The sequence below is a fragment of the Streptomyces virginiae genome, assembly GCF_041432505.1.
Lineage (GTDB): Bacteria > Actinomycetota > Actinomycetes > Streptomycetales > Streptomycetaceae > Streptomyces > Streptomyces virginiae_A.
Map to the genome: position 1 here is coordinate 3,713,135 of NZ_CP107871.1, position 18,261 is coordinate 3,731,395.

Here is an 18,261-nt window from a genome sequence, read left to right on the forward strand (position 1 = left end):
GCCCCGGAAACGACGCCGGTCCGGAACCCGAAGGTCCCGGACCGGCATTCCCCCGAACGACCGGAGCGGCTACTCGCTCGCGATCGCGTTCAGTACGTTCATCCGCCCTGCCCGGAAGGCCGGGACCAGTGCGGCGAACAGGCCCACGAAGGCCGAGGCGGCGAACACCCCGAGGATCGTCGGCCACGGGATCTCCAGCACCTTCAGGCCCTGGAGCGCCAGGAGCTGCTGGGCTCCGACCCCCCAGGCCATGCCCAGCCCGAGGCCGAGCAGGGCGCCGAAGAGGGCGATGACCACCGACTCCAGGCGGATCATGCGGCGCAGCTGGCGGCGGGAGAGGCCGATGGCGCGCATCAGGCCGATCTCGCGGGTCCGCTCGACCACCGAGAGGGCCAGGGTGTTCACGACGCCCAGGACCGCCACGATGATCGCGAGGCCGAGGAGGCCGTAGACCATGTTCAGCAGCTGGCCGACCTGGTCCTTGAGCGCCTGCTTGTAGTCGGTCTGGTTGCGCACCTTGTACTGCGGGTACTCGGCCATCGCCGTCTTGACCGACCCGTAGGCGGCGGCGTCCGACTGCCCGTCCTGGGCGCTGGCCAGCAGCATGAAGGGGAGCGGCAGCCTGTCGGCCGGGACGTTCGCCCGGGCCGTCTCGGTGCTGATGTACTTCATGCCCTTGTCGAGGTTGCCCTCGTCGCTGGTGATCCCGGCGACCTTCAGCTTGACCGTGTTGCCGCCGGTGAAGGCGACCGTCAGCTCGTCGCCGACCTTGACGCCGTGCTTCGTCGCGTACTCGGAACCGACCGACATGGCGTTCGTCCCGTACGCCGCGGCGTGCTCGCCGGCGACCATCTTGCGCCGGATGTCCTTGGCGTACGTCGGGTCGGTGGCGCCGAGCCCGTCCTCCTCGGAGGTGCCGTCGGGGGCCGTGATCCTGGCCGCGACCTCGCGGTAGGCGGTGACGTGGTCGAGGCCCTTGGTGGCGCGCAGCGTCTGCTCGGCCTGCGGCAGTACGGGCTGACCGGTCTCGGAGTTGACGATGTAGTCCGCGCCGACCGACTTGTCGAGCTCATCGGTGGCGGAGGCCACCATCGAGGAGCCGACCACCGACAGGCAGGCGACCAGCGCGAGGCCGATCATCAGCGCGGCGGCGGTGGCGCCGGTGCGGCGCGGGTTGCGCAGGGCGTTGCGCTCGGCGAGCCGGCCCACGGACCCGAAGGGCCGCAGCACCACTCCGGAGAGCACCCTCACCACGCCCGCGGCGAGCAGCGGGCCGATCACGATGAAACCGATGAGGGTGAAGACGACGCCCAGGGCCAGCCAGAGCGATCCGGGTCCGGCCTCCTCGGCGGCCGTGGCGAGGTAGAGCCCCGCGCCGCCGATGCCGGTGAGGACCAGGCCGAGGACGGCGCGGATCACGCCGGCCTTCTTGTCTCCCGGGGTGCCGGACTCGCGCAGCGCGGCCATCGGGGAGACCTTGCCGGCCCGGCGGGCCGGGATGAAGGCGGAGACGACGGTCACGACGACGCCGAGGACGACGCCGATGACCGGGGTGGTCCAGGCGACCGTCAGGTCGTCCGTCGACAGGTGCATGCCCATGGACCCCATGAGCTGCATCAGGCCGATGGCGAGCCCCACACCCGCGCCGACGCCCAGGATCGAGCCGACGACGCCGAGCAGGAAGGCCTCGACGACCACGGACTTCAGGACCTGGCCGCTGTCGGCGCCGATGGCGCGCATCAGGCCGATCTCTCGGGTGCGCTGGGCGACCAGCATCGAGAAGGTGTTGAAGATCAGGAAGATGCCGACGAGGAAGGCGATCCCGGCGAAGCCGAGCATCACGTACTTCATGACGTTCAGGAAGGAGCCGACGTCCTTGCGGTTGGCGTCCGCCGCTTCCTTGGCGGTCTGCAGCTTGTAGGTGTCCGCGCCGACGGCCGCGGCGATGTTCCGCTTGAGCTGCTCGTCGCTCACCCCGTCCTTGGCGGTGACGTTGACGTGCGTGAAGGCGCCCGGGGAGCCGAGCAGCGCCTGCTGCGAGGTGGCGGTGTCGAAGTAGACGATCGCCGCGCCCGGGTTGGTGACGGTGAAGGTGGCGATACCGCTGATCTTCGCGCGGGTGTCGCCGGTGATGGCGATGGTGCGCAGTTCGTCACCGAGCTTCAGGTGGTGCTTCTCGGCGGTGTCGGCGTCGACCATCACCTCGGTCGGGCCGCGCGGCGCGTTGCCCGAGGTGATCTTCATGGACTTGAGCTCGTTGTCGCTCCAGTTGCCCGCGATGGTCGGGGCGCCGGTGGTCGAGCCCATGTTCTCGTTCTTGGCGTTGACGACCGTGACGGACATCGACACGACGCCGCCCTCGGCGCTCTTGACGCCCTCGACCTTGCGCACCTGCTCGACGGCCGAGCCGGCCAGCGTCTCGGGGCGGCCGCGGTCCGAGGTCTCCTCCCCCGCCTTCGCCTCCTTCGGCGTGACGGTCACATCGGAGTTGGTGACGGCGAAGAGCTTGTCGAAGGTGGTGTTCATCGTGTCGGTGAACACCAGGGTGCCGCAGACGAAGGCGACGGAGAGCATGACCGCGACGGCGGAGAGCGCCATCCGCCCCTTGTGGGCGATGAAGTTGCGCCGCGAGGTCTTCAGGACGGTGTTGCTCACGAGGTCCGCCCGCGTGCGTCGAAGTCCTTCATGCGGTCGAGAACCTGGTCGGCGGTGGGGCCGTGCATCTCGTCGACGATCCGGCCGTCGGCCAGGAAGATGACGCGGTCCGCGTAGGAGGCCGCCACCGGGTCGTGCGTGACCATGACAATCGTCTGGCCGAGCTCGTCCACCGAGCGGCGCAGGAAGCCGAGGACCTCGGCGCCCGCCCGGGAGTCCAGGTTTCCGGTCGGCTCGTCACCGAAGATGATCTGCGGGCGGGCGGCGAGGGCGCGGGCGACCGCCACGCGCTGCTGCTGGCCGCCGGAGAGCTCGGTCGGGCGGTGCTTGAGCCGGCCCGCGAGGCCCACGGTCTCCACGACCCGGTTGAGCCACTCCGCGTCGGGCTTGCGGCCCGCGATGTCCATGGGGAGCGTGATGTTCTCCAGGGCGTTGAGCGTGGGCAGCAGGTTGAAGGCCTGGAAGATGAAGCCGATCCGGTCGCGGCGCAGCTGCGTGAGCTTCTTGTCCTTCAGCCCGGTGATCTCGGTGTCGTCCAGGTGGATCTGGCCGCTGGTCACCGTGTCGAGACCGGCGAGGCAGTGCATCAGCGTGGACTTGCCGGAGCCGGACGGACCCATGATCGCGGTGAACTGGCCGCTCATGATGTCCACGTCGACCTCGGCGAGGGCGACGACGCGCGTCTCCCCGGAGCCGTAGGCCTTGACGACCTTGCGTGCCCGGGCCGCGACGGCAGCATGCCCTCCAGTACCCCCGTGCCTGGTTTCGGTCATAGCCGTTGTCACGGTCTTTCTCCCTCTTCGAATGCGTACGTCTGCGTCGGTGCCTGCGTCGCCGTCATGAGTCTCCGCCGGGCGGAAGCTCGGCGCGCTGGTGCCCATCGCCGTATCCGCCCGGGGGTTAACCCCACCCCCCGGCCTGTTGTGCGTAGGTTCCAGTCAAGAACGCGTCGGGGCCGATCACCTCCTCCGCCGGGAGGAACGGCCCCTGGCCCGTAGTGCGGAGGGACCCTTAGGGGATCTGCACCCTTCGGCGTACGGACCCTGAGGGATACCGCCCGGCAGGTGGCGGTGAGATGGTGTTCCCCGCAGTTACGTGCAGGGGGAAGGAATCTCGGTGGCATCGGCGGAGAGCACGGGCCCGGACGGCACACCCTCGGGGCCCGCGGCCGACACCCCCCTTCCGGCCGGGCACGCGACCGGCGGCGCCGCCGCGGACAAGCCGGCGGCGCGGCCGCCGACCCCGGTGGTCGCCTCCCTGATGCTCGGCATGGCCCTCGTGGCCCTGGACAGCACCATCGTGGCCACCGCCGTCCCGCAGATCGTGGGCGACCTCGGCGGGTTCTCCGTCTTCTCCTGGCTCTTCTCCGGCTACCTGCTCGCGGTGACCGTCACCCTGCCCGTCTACGGGAAGCTGTCCGACACCTTCGGCCGCAAGCCGGTCCTGCTCTTCGGCATCGGCCTCTTCCTCGTCGGTTCGCTGCTGTGCGCGTCCGCCTGGAACATGGCGGCCCTCATCGCCTTCCGCATCGTCCAGGGCCTGGGCGGCGGCGCCCTCCAGGGCACGATCCAGACGCTTGCCGCCGACCTCTACCCGCTCAAGGAACGCCCCCGGATCCAGGCCCGGATGTCCAGCGTCTGGGCCACCTCGGCCGTGGCCGGCCCGGCGCTCGGCGGACTGCTGGCCTCGTACGCGCACTGGCGCTGGATCTTCCTGATCAACCTGCCGCTGGCCGGCCTCGCCCTGTGGATGATCGCCCGTCACCTGACCGAACCCGTACGGTCGCCCGGCCGCCGGGGACCGATCGACTGGGCGGGAGCGCTCGCCGTCTTCGCCTGCGGCGGGCTGCTGCTCTTCGCGCTCGTCCAGGGCGGCGTCGCCTGGCCCTGGCTGTCCGCGCCCTCGCTCGGACTGCTCGGCGCGAGCGCACTGCTGGCCGCCGTCGTCGTCCGGGTGGAACGCCGGGCCGAGGAACCGATCCTGCCCGGCTGGGTGTGGCGCCGGCGCACCATCGCCGCCGTCAACCTGGCCATGGGGGCGCTCGGCCTGCTGATGGTCGCCCCGATGGTCTTCATGCCGACCTACGCGCAGTCCGTGCTCGGCCTCGGCCCCGTCGGCGCCGGCCTGGTCATGTCGGTGATGACCTTGAGCTGGCCCGTCACCGCCGCCTGCAGCCAGCACGTCTACCGGCGCATCGGCTTCCGCGACACCGCGGCCGTCGGGATCGCGCTCGCCGCGCTGATCCTGTTCTCCTTCACCCTGCTGCCCTACCCGGCCCGGCCCTGGCAGCCCGCACTGATCATGCTGCTGCTGGGCGGCGCCCTCGGCCTCTTCCAGCTCCCGCTGATCGTCGGGGTCCAGTCCACCGTGGGCTGGGCCGAGCGCGGGACCACCACCGCCTCGGTGCTGTTCTGCCGGCAGGTCGGCCAGAGCGTGGGCGCCGCCCTGCTCGCGGCCGTGGCCAACGCCACCTTCGCCGCGCGCCTGACGGACGCCCCCGTCTCCGGCCTGCCGGAGCACCTGGACGACGTGGCGAAGGCACTGGACCGACCGGAGCTGCTGCCGGCCGCCGCCGCGGACCACCTGCGCGAGGCGGTGGCCGCCGCCGTGGAACACATCTTCCTCGGCGCCACGGCGGCCGCCGTGGCCGCGCTGCTGGTCCTGCTGCTGGTGGCACCGCGCCGCTTCCCCGTCCTGCCGGAACTGCGCGAGGAGGACTGAGGAGGACCAGAGGTACGCGGAAAGTCGCCTTGTCATGGCCGGGCCAGTTTGTGACCCTCGTGCCAGGACCGTTTCCGGGGGGACGACGACATGGCATCCGCACTCTGCGCACTCGCGTTACTGGCCGCACTGGCCGGCCCGATCTGCCTACGGCTCGGCCGCGACCCGGGCTTCATCACCGGCCGCGACGGCCGCCTCTCCACGTCGATCGTGCTCGCCCTCGCCTGGACGGTGATCCTGGTCTGGCTGCTGCTGGCGATCCTCGGCTACGGGCTCACCGCGGGCGGCGGCATCGCGTACTTCCGGGGCGCCGACGGCCCGCTGTCCACCCTGACGACGGTGTACCTGCCGCTGCTCGGCGGCCCGTACGTGGCGCTGATCGCCGCGAAGGCGGTCGTCGGCCTGCGCGTGGAGCACGGCAGCATGGCCAAGCCCGCCGCGAAGCCGACGGAGTCCGGCCGACGGCCGCTGCGGGAGCTGATCGCGAACGACAGCGGGCGCACCGACCTGGTGGACCTCCAGTACGTCGTCCTCAGCGCGGTCACCATGCTGTACGTGGTGTTGTTCTACCTCGCGGACGTGGGCGGCGGACTCCCGCGCCTGCCCGCCGAGATGTGGGCCCTGACCGGCGCCCCGGCGGGCGCGTACCTGGTCAACAAGATGGCCGTACGCGCCAACCCGGTGATCACGAACGTCGCCCTGGAGGACGGCCGCCTGACGGTCGAGGGCGGCGGTTTCACCCCGGTCCCGACGGGCCCACCGACCCTCCTCACCGTCGACGACACCCCGCTCCCGACCGGGACCGACCCGCTGACGGGCGCCCTGACCGCCACCCTCCCGGCCCCGGGCACACCTCCGTTCACGGTGGTCGTCACGGCCCGCGGCCTACGCAGCGACCCCTACCGCTACGAGCCCGCGCCGAAGCCCCCCGTCCCGGTCCCGGCCCAGCAGCCACCGACGGCCTGACCGGCAGGACACCTCTTAGTCCCCCTTGTGGCGGGCGTAGTAGCGGGCCACCCGGGCCCGGTTCCCGCAGACCGACGCCACGCACCAGCGGCGTCGCGGGTGCGCCGGCAGGAACAGCAGGACGCAGTCGTGGGCCTCGCACCCGCGCACCTGTCCCACCCGGGGGTCCGTCAGCAGTTCCGCGACCGCCTCGGCCAGTTCCGCCGCGAGTCGCCGGGCCGGATCCGCCGGCCGGTGCGCGTCGGCGGCGAGCCCACCCTCCTCGTTCCAGGCCAGGACCCGGTGCGAGGGCGCCGCGGCCAGGGCCTCGTTCAGCGCGGCGAGCGCCCCGGCCGGGGGCCGCTCGCCGCGCCGCACGGCGTCGAGCGCCGGGCGCGCGGCCGCCCGTAGGGCCCGGACGGCGGCCACCTCCCCCTCCCCCACGACGTCGACGGGGGTCAGCCGCCCGGCCTGCGCCGCCAGCCAGGCCGTGAGCCCCGCCGGGTCGGCGACGAGGTCGCCCACCGCGGCCTCGGTGTTGAGGAGGTCCAGCGCGAGGGGCTCACCGATGAGCGGAAAGGTCACTGTCACGCGACTAATGCTACTGCAATCACTTGACCCATTAGCGATCTCGGGTGAGACTAATGGAAACAAGGACGCAGGAGGCATGTGATGACCGCTCGTCGCACCATTCCCACCATCCGGCACCGCACCGTCGAGGTGGACGGGGTCCGCGTCGCCTACCGCGAGAGCGGCTCCGCCGACGGCCCCGTCCTCCTGCTCCTGCACGGCTTCCCCACCGCCTCGCACCAGTTCGCCCGCCTGATGGACGCCCTCGGCGACACCCCGTACCGCCTGATCGCCCCCGACCACCTCGGCTTCGGCCACACCGACGCGCCGGCCGGATTCACGTACACCTTCGACCGGCTCGCGGACATCACGGAGGGCTTCACCGACGCCCTCGGGCTGGACCGCTTCGCCCTGTACGTCTTCGACTTCGGCGCCCCGATCGGACTGCGGCTCGCCGCGCGCCGGCCGGAGCGGGTGACCGGCCTGATCGTCCAGAACGGCAACGCCTACGAGGAGGGCCTCTCGGACGCGGCCCGCGCGTTCGCCGGACTCCGGCGCGAGGTCCCCGGCGACGAGGAGCGCGTCCGAGGGCTCTTCGCCCTGGAGGGCACCCGCTTCCAGTACGAGACCGGCGTCGCCGACACCGACCTCCTCTCCCCCGACAGCTGGACCCTCGACGTGCACCACCTCGGCCTGCCGGGCCGCGCCGACGCCCAGGCCGACCTCGCCTTCGACTACGCCTCGAACTTCGCCCACTACCCCGCCTGGCAGGCCTGGCTGCGCACCGCCCGGATCCCGGTACTGGTCGTCTGGGGCGCGGGCGACCCCTTCTTCACCCCGGCGGGCGCGAAGGCCTACCTCCGCGACGCCCCGGACGCCGAGGTCCACATCTTCGAGGGCGCGGGCCACTTCGCCCTGGAGACCCACCTTCCGCAGATCGCCCCGCTGATCGAGGACTTCCTGACCCACCTCCGCCCGACGGTCACGCCCACCGAGCGCGAGGGAACGTTCACCTCCGCGCACTGAATCCGTGACGACCCGTCAGGAACGGCTCTCCACCGGCCCCGTTCGGCGATGCTGGACGTCGCCCTGTCCGAGAACCAACGCCCGGGTCACCTACGGGAACCGCGACCTCGGCGTGATCGAAGACTTCCTGTTCGGATCAGCCACGAATTAGCCTGTGCCGCATGGCTGACATGGAGATCGAGCGCTACCGCCATGACACGATCGAGCTGACGGCGGGCGAACTGCGCGCAGCGCTCGACGGGTTGCCCGCCGAAGCTCCGGTACGGATCGATGTGCCGTGGAGTCCGAGGTCGGACGACATGCGCGACTCGGTCCACTCGGGAGGCCACCACTTCGTGGTGAGTGGAGTCGTCCTGAACGACGTCGAGTACCTCACGGACGGCGAGGTCGTCCTGCAGGCGGACTTCTCCTCCGAGTGGTACGTCCGTCCGGTCGAGCCGGACAGCGAGGACTGACCCGCCCGGCCCGAGACATCGGTGAACGGACGGGCCGGGCCCGGCACGATCCGAAAGACAGGCCCTAGCCCTCCGCCGGGGCCCGACCCGTCAGTGCCGCCAGGCTGGATCGGACGTGGTTCATGTGCGCCCGCATCTCCTCCGCCGCCTCCCCGTGCTCCCGCACGATCCCCCGCGTCTCCCGCCCGATCCGATCCTCCGCCACCCGCGCCTGCGCGACCAGCTCCGCCGCCCGGGCCTCCGCGTCCTCCTGCCCGTGCCGCGCCGACTCCTCCGCCTCGGCGAAATCGCGGCGCGCCTCCGCCAGCCGGGCCTCGGCGTACCGCTCCAGCTCCGCGTGGCGCGCCTCCAGATCCGCCTCCCGCGCCGCGAGTTCCCGCTCCGCCGTCTCCCGGCGCTCCGTCTGCTCCTGCTCGCGCTCCGACCGCTCCGCCTCCACCCGCCGCCGCGTCTCCGCCAGCGCGGCCGTCGCCTGCGCCCGCCACGCCGCCGCGTCCTCCATCGCCCCCGCCCGCGCGTCGTCGGCCTCGCGCTGCGCCCGCAACAGCCCCTGCCGGGCCCGGACCTCCGTCTGCTCGCGCACCGCCTCCGCGTCGTTCCGCGCGAGCTCCGCCGCCCGGTCGGCGCGTGCCTCGGCCGCGCCCATCGTCGCCGCCGCGTCCACGCGCGCGTCCGTCCGTACGGCGTCCGCCTCTTCCTCGGCCAGCAGCAGGATCCGGCGGGCCCGCTCGCTCAGCTCGTCGTACGTCTGCGGAGCCAGCGCGGAGACCACCTCGCGCAGCCTCGCCGCCTCCGCCTCCATCTGCTTGGCCAGGACCGTCAGCCGCGCCACCCGCTCCCAGGCCTCGTCCCGGCTCCCGGAGAGCCGGGCGAGATACCGGTCGACCTCTTCCATGCGGTAGCCACGACCGCGCACGGTCGCAATGGGTGCACTCATCCTGGATGCGCCTCTCTCGCGGGGATTCCCGTCAAGGATGCGCCATTTGATCCCGGAAGCCGGAATGGCCGGGCCGAGACCCTGTTCGAAGGTCCCGCCCCGGCCACCCGACCGATCACACATTCACACGGTCAGCCGATCAGAGCAGCCCGTCCCACATCTGCTCCAGCAGCACCGACCACCAGCTCTCCGGCGAGGCCAGCGCGGCACTGTCGAGCCCGGCCAGATTCGCCTGGAAATCGACCGTCCAGCGCCCCGCCTGTTCCGGCGTCAGATGCTGGCGCAGCCGCCACATGTGACCCAGCATCGCGAGGGACCGTACGAACTGCGGCAGGCTGGAGTTCACGAACTGCGGCGGTACGGGAGCACCGCCCGGGCCGCCTTCGACCGGCACCGCCACGATGTGCGCGGTCCCGTACTGCACGCACAGCGCCTTGCCGAAGTCGCTGCCGACGACGAGGTACGAGCCCGCGTCCGAGGCCGGCTGCACCTGCCGCTGCTGGGCCAGCTCGGCCAGTGTCGGCACCGGCTGGCCCGGCACCGCCTGCGCCCAGAAGAACGGCCCGAAATCGACCGGCAGACCGGACCACATCAGCGTCTGCGCCACGATCTCCGGCACACCCTGACGGGACACCGCCCGCTGGTCGAAGCGGAACACGCCCTGCGGACCGAAGGCCGCCGTCAGCTCCTGCGCGATCGCCTCCAGCGGGATCGCCGGCTGCAGCGGAACCTGCGGCAGCGGCGCACGTACCGGCGCGGGGCGCGCCGGACCGTCCGCCACCTGGTGCAGCTCGCCCTGGTGGGTGAGCAGGTGCCGCATGCCCTGCTGCCGGCCCGCGTGGTCCTGGCCGTACGGGGCGACGCTCGTGATCCGCACCTGCGGCCAGGTCTCCCGGATCATCCGGGCGCAGTAACCGCCGGGCAGCTCGCAGGACTCCAGCTCGGTGTGCAGCTCCAGCACCTGCTGCGGCGGCACGTTCATGGCGCGCAGCTCGTAGAGGATCTGCCATTCCGGGTGCGGGGTACCGGGCGCCGAGCGGCGGATGAGCTGCTGCTCGGAGCCGTCGGGCGCGCGGTAGCGGAGCACGGCCTGGTAGCCGGGGCCGACGGTGGGCGCACCGGTCGGGACCGGAGGCTGCGCCGCGCCGGGACCGGGACCACCGGGCACGCCGGGCGGCGGGCCGGGGGGCCCGGGCGGCTGCACCATGGCGGGGCCGGCGAGCATCGTGGCGGCATGGTCGATCCCGCCACCGGGAGCACCGGGAGCACCAGGGGCACCCGGGGCACCGGGCGGCTGCGGTACGCCGGGACCCGCGAGCATGGTGGCGGCGTGATGGGCCCCACCACCAGGAGCACCAGGAGCACCAGGAGCCCCGGGCGGGCCGGGAGGCGCCGGCGGCTGACCGGTGACGGCCGGACCGGCCAGCATCGTCGCCGCATGGTCCAGCCCACGCCCCAACGACCCCGGAGCCCCGGGCGGACCGGGAGGACCGGGCGGACCGGGAGGCTGAGGCGCGCCCGCCCCGGGAGCACCGGGCGGGCCGGGAGGCGCCGGCGGCTGACCGGTGACGGCCGGACCGGCCAGCATCGTCGCCGCATGGTCCAGCCCACGCCCCAGCGACCCGGGGGTCCCGGGCGGGCCGGGAGGCGCCGGCGGCTGACCGGCACCCGGAGCACCGGGCGGACCGGGCGGCTGCGGAACACCGGGGCCGGCCAACATCGTGGCGGCGTGGTGAGCCCCGCCACCGGGCGCGCCGGGCGGACCCGGCGGCGTGGACGGGGTCGACGGGCGGGAGATCTGGGCCTTGCTGGTCGGCGCGTCCGCGATGTCGCTCGCCGACGAACCACCCGCCGGACCGCCCAGCGAACCGCCCGCCGCATCGCCCGGCGAACCCAGCGCCGGTACGACCGCGGTCCTCGGCAGTTGACTGCCGCCCGGCATCAGCGTGGTCTTCGCCTCCGGGGCCACCCCGGAGGACGGCGCGTCCTCCAGGTCCGACCCGGACAGCGGCGGCGCGAACACGGTCGCGGGCAGCGGTACGGACGCGTCGTCCGAACCGGAGTTCACATCGGTGCCCGCCCAGGGCGTGGCACCGATCGGCACCGCGGCCGCGGCCGGAGCCGGGGGCGTCGCCGGAACCCCGTCGTTGGCCGTGGGCTCGTAGGGGATCTCGCCCCCGCGGCGCAGCGGCACGGCCTCGACGGGCGCCGGCGCCGCGGGAGCCGACACGGGCTCGGGCGCGAGCGGGGACTCGGGCGCGGACTCGGGCCTGCCGCCGTCGGCCGAAGCCGGCGCGGCCGCGGCCGCGGCCGTCGACCTCGGCGCGATGCCCGCCCGGTCCGCGGCCTCCTGCAGCCACTCCGGCGGGCTCAGCATGAACGAGGTCTGCTCCGAGTCGATCCGCGGCGGCGGCACCGAGGCCTCCGACGCGGCCACGGCCACGGCCCCGTACTCCTCCTCGTACCGGCGGATCACCTCACCCACCGGCAGTCCCGGCCACAGCGTCACCTCCCCGCTGTCCCGCGCGATGACCAGCCGCTGCCGCCCACCACCGGACACGGGACCGGCCGCGCGGTCCTCCGCCCACACCACGAACCCGAGCCCGAACTCCCGTACGCGCACCTCTCGGTGCTGGTACGCGGGCACGTCCCCGTTGATCCATTCCTCGGCGCGCTCCTGCGCCTGCGCAAACGTCACCATCGCGCGCTCACCCCTCCACCGGTGCCGAACCCGACACCGGAACCGAACGTGCGAATCCGCCGTCCACCATCAGACCGGCCACCGTCTCCAGCTCCGGCGGGTTACCGGCCAGCCGTTCGAGAAAGGCGTCGAAATCAGCACCGCAGGGCAGCAACAACCGCTCCACGCGCTCCTGGACCGACCAGCCGTCCCGGTCGCGGGCATCGTCGTACGGGGAGAACCACACCGAGCCGATGCCCTCACCCTTGACCTTCAGCGCGAGCAGCCCGCCCTGGGCGAAGGCCACGCACAGGTAGTCCTTCGTCAGGTGGTCGCGCAGACACTTGTTGACGTAGACGAGATCATTGATCGCCGCCTCCTCACGCACCGTGAAGAACGGCTGGTCCACCAGCAGACCGAGGTCCACGTCCAGGCCCGCGCCGACCGGTGCGCAGCCGCCCGCGGCCTTCAGGAACGAGCGGTACGCCTCCGGCAGCCGGTAGCCGAGGTCCTCCTCGACGCCTTGGACCTGCTCCTCGGTGACCGACACCACCGACTTGGGCAGCCCCATGTGCGCGGGGCGCACCTCCTGGAGCGGCCGCGTGCCGCGCTTCTCGTGGTCCACCGGCGCCGTCGTCAGGCCCGCGTGATGCCGCAGCAGCGCCTTCACCTCGACGGGGACCAGCTCCATGCGCCGCGAACCGGCCACGTGGTGCCAGGTCCAGCCGTGCGGGGTCGCCACCGGCCCGACCGTGTCCCACAGCTCGTGCCCGGCGGCTTTCATCGCCGCGTTCGCGGACACGTAGTCCGTCAGTCGCAGTTCGTCCACGCCGAAGCCCTCAGGCGGTTCGGCGATCTCCACGGCCGCGCGCGCGTAGGCGGAGAAGTCCGGATGCCCATTGCCGTCCATCCGCACACCGTGGGGATGCCGAGCGGCCCGGACCGGGTCCGGGAAATGCACGACCTGCCCCGAGTAAGCGGCGTTGGGTGGCGCGGCCTGCTGCCCGAGCCGACCTGTCGTCATGGCGGTAGCCCCCTGCTGGATCTGGCTGGTTCACCACAGCCTATGCGCTGGGGCAAGAGCCTTACCCGCGCCCGACCGGCGCACCCACCGGAGGGCCAGGAACATCCGAATTGATACGAATATTCGACCCCGCTTCCGCATGACAGGTGACATTTGACAGGCTGTCCCCGCAGCACGGGGGCGTGAGCGACAGCGGTCACCACCGCCGCCACGGGAGGGAAAGCGCGACCATGCACAACACGGCAACACGTACAGAATCCGGCGACACCACGCCGGACGCACCAGGCACACCGGGCGCTCCCGGCGCCGCGGGCCCGACCGGCGAGGCCGCCGGTCCCGCCGGCGACCCCCGCCTGCGCTGGAGCAGCACCGACGGCCGCCCCGCCGTGCCCGTCCTGCGCTTCCGCCGGGACGGCATCCTCCCCACCGTCGCCGCCGCCCTCTCCGTACGCGGCGAAACCCTCACCGGCACCGCCGGCAAGGCCGACCAGCCGCCCACGCTCCACCCGCTCGTCCAGGACTTCCTCGACACCCTCACCAGCGGCCAGCGCGAACGTTTCACCGGCCGATGTCCGGAGGCGATCCTGCTCTCCCGCCACCTGACCGCCGTCGAGGGCGCCCGCTCGCGCCGCGCCTCCCGCAAGCCCCTCTCGCCGAGCGAGGCCCGCCGCTCCCTCAAGCACGCGAAGATCACCGCGCGGCGCATCCGCGAGGACGGCGACCCCCTCCACGGCAGCTACGCAGCGCCCTGCCGGTCCTGCGACGCACTCCTCGCCCACTTCGGCGTACGCTCCGTCGACCTCACCCCCTCCGAGTAGCCATGACAGCCGCCTCCGCCTCCTACGACCGCTCCTCGGCCACCCGTTTCCCGGTCGCCGTGGACTCCGCCCTGCGCACCGCCGGCTGGGAACCCGGCCGGTGGGACATCAAGCAGGCCGAGTACTGGGCCGACGCCCTGCGGGACCACACCACGCCCGCCGGGCACCGGCACACCGTCTTCCCCGCCGCCGTCGAGGCGTGGGCCGAGTTCGGCGGCCTGACGGTCGCCGGGCAGGGCCCCGGCCGCCAGATCGCCCCGACGCCCGTCCGGATCGACCCGCTCACCGGACTGCACCTCGCGCGCACCTTCGCCGACCTGGGCCGGGCCCTGTCGACCCAGCTCTGCCCGCTGGGCGTCGAGGCGGACGGCGGCTCCCACCTCGGGATCGACCGCGAGGGGCGCGTCTACGGCATCGACCACACCGGCGACTGGTACCTCGGCTCCGACCTCGACGAGGCCCTCACCCTCCTCCTGACGGGCCTCCAGCCGACCCGCCTGACCACGTAGCCCCGGCCGGTCGGTGGTTCCGGGACTCCGCCCCGGGCCCCGCGCCTCAAACGCCGGCGGGGCTGGGTGGTGTGGGGCGGTGCCCCGGCGGAGTGTCTCCTCGGCTCGCGCGGTACCGCATGTCTCGGCTGTTCGCGGTGGTGCGCGCTCGTCCTGCGGGGACACTCCACCGTGTCCCCGCCCCACGGCAGGACTTCGACCGTGGCCCCGAAGCCGGCCCGACGCGTGGGGAGCGGGGACGGGCAGGGGTGTCCCCGCAGGACGAGCGCGCAACCACCGCGCACAGCCGAGACATGCCCGCATCGCGCGAGCCGAGGAGACACCCCTGCCCGCCCCCGCGCACCACCCCGCACCGCGCCCGAACCCCGGCCCGCAGACCGACACGGACCGGCCGGACGGCAACCCGATCCTCGCCGCCCCCGCCCGAGGGAACCGCGCGAGCCGAGGAGACACCCCTGCCCGGCCCCGCGCACCGACCCGCACCGCGCCCGAACCCCGGCCCGCAGACCGACCCGGACCGGCCGGACGGCAACCCGATCCTCGCCGCCCCCGCCCGAGGGAACGGCGCGAGCCGAGGAGACACCCCTGCCCGGCCCCGCGCACCACCCCGCACCGCGCCCGAACCCCGTCCCGCAGGACGACGCGGACCGGCCCGGGCCCCGGCCCGCAGACCGATACGGATCGGGACCGGTCGACCCGGACTGCTACCCGCCGCGGGAGCGGACCGGCTAGGCCGTCGGCAGGACCGCCGAGACCTTGAAGCCGCCCGCGTCCGTCGGGCCCGACACGAACACCCCGCCCAGGCCCAGCACCCGCTCGCGCATCCCGACCAGTCCGTTCCCGCCGCTCGGCAGGCCCGGTTCGGGGGACTTGCCGTCGCAGGGGCCGTTCTCCACCTGCATCGCCACCTCCCCCGCGCGGTGCGCGAGCCGCACCACGACCCGTGCGCCCGGGGCGTGCTTGTGGCAGTTGGTCAGTGCCTCCTGCACCACGCGGAACGCCGTCTGCTCGACGTCCGCCGCGTACGCCGCCCCCTCGCCGTGCACCAGCATCTCCACGGCCATCCCCGCCGCCCGCGACTGGCCGACCAGCGCCTCCAGCTCGCCGAGCGAGGGCCCGTCCTCCACCCCGCAGACAGCCCCGGCGGCCGCGACCGCCGCGACCGCGGCGACCGGCACCAGGTCGGGCGCGGGCACGGGGGCCGGCGCCGGTTTGGGCGGGGCCCGGAGCACGCCGAGCATCTCGCGCAGCTCCGTCAACGCCTGCCGTCCCATGTCCCCCACCAGGGCCGCGTTCTTCGCGGCCCGCGCCGGGTCCTTGACGGCCACCGCCTCCAGCGCGGCCGCGTGCACCACCATCAGCGACACCCGGTGGGCGACCACGTCGTGCATCTCCCGCGCGATCCGGGTGCGCTCCTCCGTACGGGCCCACTCGGCCCGCTCCTCCGCCCGGTCCGCCAGCAGCGACAGCTCCCGCTCCAGCGAGTCCGCACGTTCCTGCAGGCTCTCCATCAGTCGCCGCCGGGCCCCGATGTAGAGCCCGAACAGCACCGGCGGCACGGTCAGCGCCACGGCGACGAAGACGGACAGCACGACCACGAGCGTCGGGTCGGCCTCGACGTCCCCGCGGGTGCGCATGTACATCACGACGAAGGTCGCGGCCAGCGACATCGAGGCCAGCGTGGCCGTGATCCGCCGGGGCACCTCGGAGGAGGCCAGCGTGTACATCCCGACGACCGCGAGCAGGAACCCCATCGCGGCCGGTGACACGGCGATCCCCACGAGCACCACGGCGATCGGCCACCGCCGGCGCAGGACGAGCGTGGCCCCCACCACGAACCCGAACAGCACTCCGACCGTGGTCGGCAGCCCCGCCTCGGCGGCGAAGGGCACGCCCTCCCAGGCGCACTCCACGGCGGACACCCCGCCGAGCGCCACGTCCCACACGGCATCCCGCCGCCGCGCCCACCACAAGGGCGGGCCGGCCCGCCCTTCCACTTCCCCCGTTTCGGTCATGCCGTCCAGCGTACGGGCGGCCTGCGCGGCGCCCCGGGGAAATACCCCGCCACCGAAAAGGCGCGCACGGGTACCGTCGCGGTGAGGGCAGGTGGTACGGCATAGTAGGGACGGCCAGCTTGATCGGTACGCCTAAATGTCCGATTGAGCCACACTTACTATCCCCTGTGGTGTAATTGGCAGCACTGAGGCTTTTGGTGCCTTATGTCCGGGTTCGAGTCCTGGCGGGGGAGCTGATCGACTCCGGGTCCGGACCTTCACGGTCGGGACCCGCGTTCGTTCGGGGGCACCGACGCCCCGGTATCCTGCACGGGTCCACCCCCGAAGCCGAAGGGCACACCCGTGAGCGCCAACCGCCCGGCAGCCGTCGTCGTACTCGCAGCGGGTGAAGGCACCCGCATGAAGTCGGCGACTCCCAAGGTTCTCCACGAGATCTGCGGGCGCTCGCTCGTCGGTCACGTCGTCGCCGCCTCCCGCGAGCTGGACCCCGAGCACCTCGTCGTGGTCGTCGGGCACGCCCGGGAGCAGGTCACCGCGCACCTGGCCGGCATCGACGCCGACGTCCGCACCGCGGTCCAGTACGAGCAGAACGGCACCGGACACGCCGTCCGCATGGCGCTCGAAGAGCTCGGCGGGCCGATCGACGGCACCGTGATCGTCGTCTGCGGCGACACCCCGCTGCTGACCGGGCAGACCCTGGCCGAGCTCGCGCGGACGCACGAGGCCGACGGCAACGCCGTCACCGTGCTGACCGCCGAGGTCCCCGACTCCACCGGCTACGGGCGCATCGTCCGCGACGCCGGTGGCGCCGTGACGGCCATCGTCGAACACAAGGACGCCTCCGACGCCCAGCGCGCGATCCGCGAGATCAACTCGGGCGTCTTCGCCTTCGACGGCGCCCTGCTCGCCGACGCCCTCGGCAAGGTCCGTACCGACAACAGCCAGGGCGAGGAGTACCTCACCGACGTCCTCGGCATCCTGCGCGAGGCCGGGCACCGCGTCGGCGCGGCCGTCGGCAGCGACCACCGGCAGATCCTCGGCATCAACAACCGCGTGCAGCTCGCCGAGGCCCGCGCACTGCTGAACGCGCGCCTGCTGGAGCAGGCCATGCTCGCGGGCGTCACGATCGTCGACCCGGCCGGCACCTTCGTCGACGTGACGGTGACTTTCGGCCAGGACGCGATCGTGCACCCCGGCACCCAGCTGCTGGGCACCACGCACATCGCCGAGGGCGCCGAGGTCGGCCCCAACACCCGACTCAAGGACACCCACGTGGGCGCGGGCGCCCGGGTGGACAACACGGTCGCCGAGAGCGCGGTCGTGGGCCCGCAGGCGAGCGTCGGCCCCTTCGCCTACCTGCGCCCCGGCACGAACCTCGGCGCCAAGGCCAAGGCCGGCACGTACGTCGAGATGAAGAACGCGACGATCGGCGAGGGCACCAAGGTCCCCCATCTGTCCTACGTGGGCGACGCGACGATCGGCGAGTACACCAACATCGGCGCCGCGAGCGTGTTCGTGAACTACGACGGCGAACACAAGCACCACACCACCGTCGGCTCACACTGCAAGACGGGCTCGGACAACATGTTTGTGGCTCCCGTCACCATCGGGGACGGCGCCTACACGGCCGCCGGATCCGTGATCACGAAGGACGTTCCGCCCGGCGCCCTGGCCGTGGCCCGTGGCCAGCAGCGGAATATCGAGGGTTGGGTGGCCCGCAAGCGTCCGGGCAGTGCGGCCGCCACGGCGGCGCAGTCGGCGGCCTCGGAGGACGCCGAGCGCCCCTGAGGTGAACTGACCGGAAACAGGTACGGCCGCGACGGCGTACCGTGATAGGTGCACGCAATTCGGCTGGCTCACCGTGTGCGGGACGGACGCACATGGGGGCGAGCAGCTTCAACACGTC

14 protein-coding genes and 1 tRNA gene are annotated in these 18,261 nt (G+C 73.0%); 8 read left to right on the top strand and 7 right to left on the bottom strand.

Annotated elements, in window-relative coordinates:
* Nucleotides 1-69: 69 nt before the first annotated feature.
* Together OG624_RS17240 and OG624_RS17245 are read right to left on the bottom strand one after the other, a co-directional pair.
* Nucleotides 70-2,598 carry an ABC transporter permease gene (locus OG624_RS17240; RefSeq protein ID WP_371640856.1) on the bottom strand — a complete coding sequence of 843 codons (2,529 nt, stop codon included), beginning with the start codon at nucleotides 2,596-2,598 and terminating at the stop codon, nucleotides 70-72.
* A gap of 53 nt (nucleotides 2,599-2,651) precedes the next feature.
* Nucleotides 2,652-3,428 (bottom strand): ABC transporter ATP-binding protein, encoded by a 777-nt coding sequence (locus OG624_RS17245; RefSeq protein WP_202508311.1) that lies wholly within the window; start codon nucleotides 3,426-3,428, stop codon nucleotides 2,652-2,654.
* A gap of 343 nt (nucleotides 3,429-3,771) precedes the next feature.
* Here OG624_RS17245 and OG624_RS17250 point away from each other — a divergent pair, with 343 nt between their 5' ends.
* Together OG624_RS17250 and OG624_RS17255 are read left to right on the top strand one after the other, a co-directional pair.
* Complete coding sequence (locus tag OG624_RS17250; protein ID WP_371639562.1) at nucleotides 3,772-5,376, top strand: MFS transporter; 1,605 nt, start codon at nucleotides 3,772-3,774, stop codon at nucleotides 5,374-5,376.
* A 90-nt stretch (nucleotides 5,377-5,466) separates the two neighbouring features.
* Nucleotides 5,467-6,342 carry a hypothetical protein gene (locus tag OG624_RS17255; protein WP_371639563.1) on the top strand — a complete coding sequence of 292 codons (876 nt, stop codon included), beginning with the start codon at nucleotides 5,467-5,469 and terminating at the stop codon, nucleotides 6,340-6,342.
* A gap of 15 nt (nucleotides 6,343-6,357) precedes the next feature.
* Here the strand turns inward: OG624_RS17255 and OG624_RS17260 are convergent, their stop codons facing one another.
* The gene (locus tag OG624_RS17260) at nucleotides 6,358-6,912 is read right to left on the bottom strand and encodes a CGNR zinc finger domain-containing protein (protein WP_033222670.1); all 555 of its coding nucleotides are present in this window, start codon (nucleotides 6,910-6,912) and stop codon (nucleotides 6,358-6,360) included.
* 81 nt (nucleotides 6,913-6,993) lie between these two features.
* Here OG624_RS17260 and OG624_RS17265 point away from each other — a divergent pair, with 81 nt between their 5' ends.
* Together OG624_RS17265 and OG624_RS17270 are read left to right on the top strand one after the other, a co-directional pair.
* On the top strand, nucleotides 6,994-7,917 hold the full coding sequence (locus OG624_RS17265; protein WP_371639564.1) for an alpha/beta fold hydrolase: 924 nt from the start codon (nucleotides 6,994-6,996) through the stop codon (nucleotides 7,915-7,917).
* 161 nt (nucleotides 7,918-8,078) lie between these two features.
* Nucleotides 8,079-8,372 carry a DUF6225 family protein gene (locus tag OG624_RS17270; protein WP_158711880.1) on the top strand — a complete coding sequence of 98 codons (294 nt, stop codon included), beginning with the start codon at nucleotides 8,079-8,081 and terminating at the stop codon, nucleotides 8,370-8,372.
* A 64-nt stretch (nucleotides 8,373-8,436) separates the two neighbouring features.
* Here OG624_RS17270 and OG624_RS17275 read toward each other — a convergent pair whose 3' ends face one another.
* From OG624_RS17275 to OG624_RS17285, 3 genes are all read right to left on the bottom strand, one after another.
* Nucleotides 8,437-9,309 (bottom strand): cellulose-binding protein, encoded by an 873-nt coding sequence (locus OG624_RS17275; RefSeq protein ID WP_371639565.1) that lies wholly within the window; start codon nucleotides 9,307-9,309, stop codon nucleotides 8,437-8,439.
* 139 nt (nucleotides 9,310-9,448) lie between these two features.
* A complete protein-coding gene (locus OG624_RS17280) occupies nucleotides 9,449-12,010 on the bottom strand; it encodes an SUKH-4 family immunity protein (protein WP_033222665.1) in 2,562 nt (853 codons plus the stop codon).
* A gap of 7 nt (nucleotides 12,011-12,017) precedes the next feature.
* Nucleotides 12,018-13,013 (bottom strand): SMI1/KNR4 family protein, encoded by a 996-nt coding sequence (locus OG624_RS17285; protein ID WP_078909420.1) that lies wholly within the window; start codon nucleotides 13,011-13,013, stop codon nucleotides 12,018-12,020.
* Nucleotides 13,014-13,243: 230 nt separating this feature from the next.
* Between OG624_RS17285 and OG624_RS17290 the strand changes: the two genes are divergently transcribed.
* Both OG624_RS17290 and OG624_RS17295 read left to right on the top strand, forming a co-directional pair.
* A complete protein-coding gene (locus OG624_RS17290; RefSeq protein WP_237546034.1) occupies nucleotides 13,244-13,831 on the top strand; it encodes a YwqJ-related putative deaminase in 588 nt (195 codons plus the stop codon).
* Nucleotides 13,832-13,833: 2 nt separating this feature from the next.
* Nucleotides 13,834-14,340, top strand: coding sequence for an SUKH-3 domain-containing protein (locus OG624_RS17295; RefSeq protein ID WP_033222663.1), 507 nt, complete (start codon nucleotides 13,834-13,836; stop codon nucleotides 14,338-14,340).
* A gap of 728 nt (nucleotides 14,341-15,068) precedes the next feature.
* On the opposite strand, the gene OG624_RS17300 is transcribed toward OG624_RS17295, so the two are convergent.
* On the bottom strand, nucleotides 15,069-16,355 hold the full coding sequence (locus OG624_RS17300) for a sensor histidine kinase (protein ID WP_078909723.1): 1,287 nt from the start codon (nucleotides 16,353-16,355) through the stop codon (nucleotides 15,069-15,071).
* 161 nt (nucleotides 16,356-16,516) lie between these two features.
* Here OG624_RS17300 and OG624_RS17305 point away from each other — a divergent pair.
* Nucleotides 16,517-16,588, top strand: a tRNA-Gln gene (locus OG624_RS17305).
* Between the two features lie 109 nt (nucleotides 16,589-16,697).
* Complete coding sequence (glmU, locus tag OG624_RS17310) at nucleotides 16,698-18,143, top strand: bifunctional UDP-N-acetylglucosamine diphosphorylase/glucosamine-1-phosphate N-acetyltransferase GlmU (RefSeq protein WP_033226542.1); 1,446 nt, start codon at nucleotides 16,698-16,700, stop codon at nucleotides 18,141-18,143.
* Nucleotides 18,144-18,261: the final 118 nt, after the last annotated feature.

Coding starts and splice junctions, on each gene's coding strand:
- OG624_RS17240 (WP_371640856.1), bottom strand. CDS start 2,598: ATGGCGCTCTCCGCCGTCGCGGTCATGCTCTCCGTCGCCTTCGTCTGC.
- OG624_RS17245 (WP_202508311.1), bottom strand. CDS start 3,428: ATGACCGAAACCAGGCACGGGGGTACTGGAGGGCATGCTGCCGTCGCG.
- OG624_RS17255 (WP_371639563.1), top strand. CDS start 5,467: ATGGCATCCGCACTCTGCGCACTCGCGTTACTGGCCGCACTGGCCGGC.
- OG624_RS17265 (WP_371639564.1), top strand. CDS start 6,994: ATGACCGCTCGTCGCACCATTCCCACCATCCGGCACCGCACCGTCGAG.
- OG624_RS17270 (WP_158711880.1), top strand. CDS start 8,079: ATGGCTGACATGGAGATCGAGCGCTACCGCCATGACACGATCGAGCTG.
- OG624_RS17275 (WP_371639565.1), bottom strand. CDS start 9,309: ATGAGTGCACCCATTGCGACCGTGCGCGGTCGTGGCTACCGCATGGAA.
- OG624_RS17280 (WP_033222665.1), bottom strand. CDS start 12,010: ATGGTGACGTTTGCGCAGGCGCAGGAGCGCGCCGAGGAATGGATCAAC.
- OG624_RS17285 (WP_078909420.1), bottom strand. CDS start 13,013: ATGACGACAGGTCGGCTCGGGCAGCAGGCCGCGCCACCCAACGCCGCT.
- OG624_RS17290 (WP_237546034.1), top strand. CDS start 13,244: ATGCACAACACGGCAACACGTACAGAATCCGGCGACACCACGCCGGAC.
- OG624_RS17295 (WP_033222663.1), top strand. CDS start 13,834: ATGACAGCCGCCTCCGCCTCCTACGACCGCTCCTCGGCCACCCGTTTC.
- OG624_RS17300 (WP_078909723.1), bottom strand. CDS start 16,355: ATGACCGAAACGGGGGAAGTGGAAGGGCGGGCCGGCCCGCCCTTGTGG.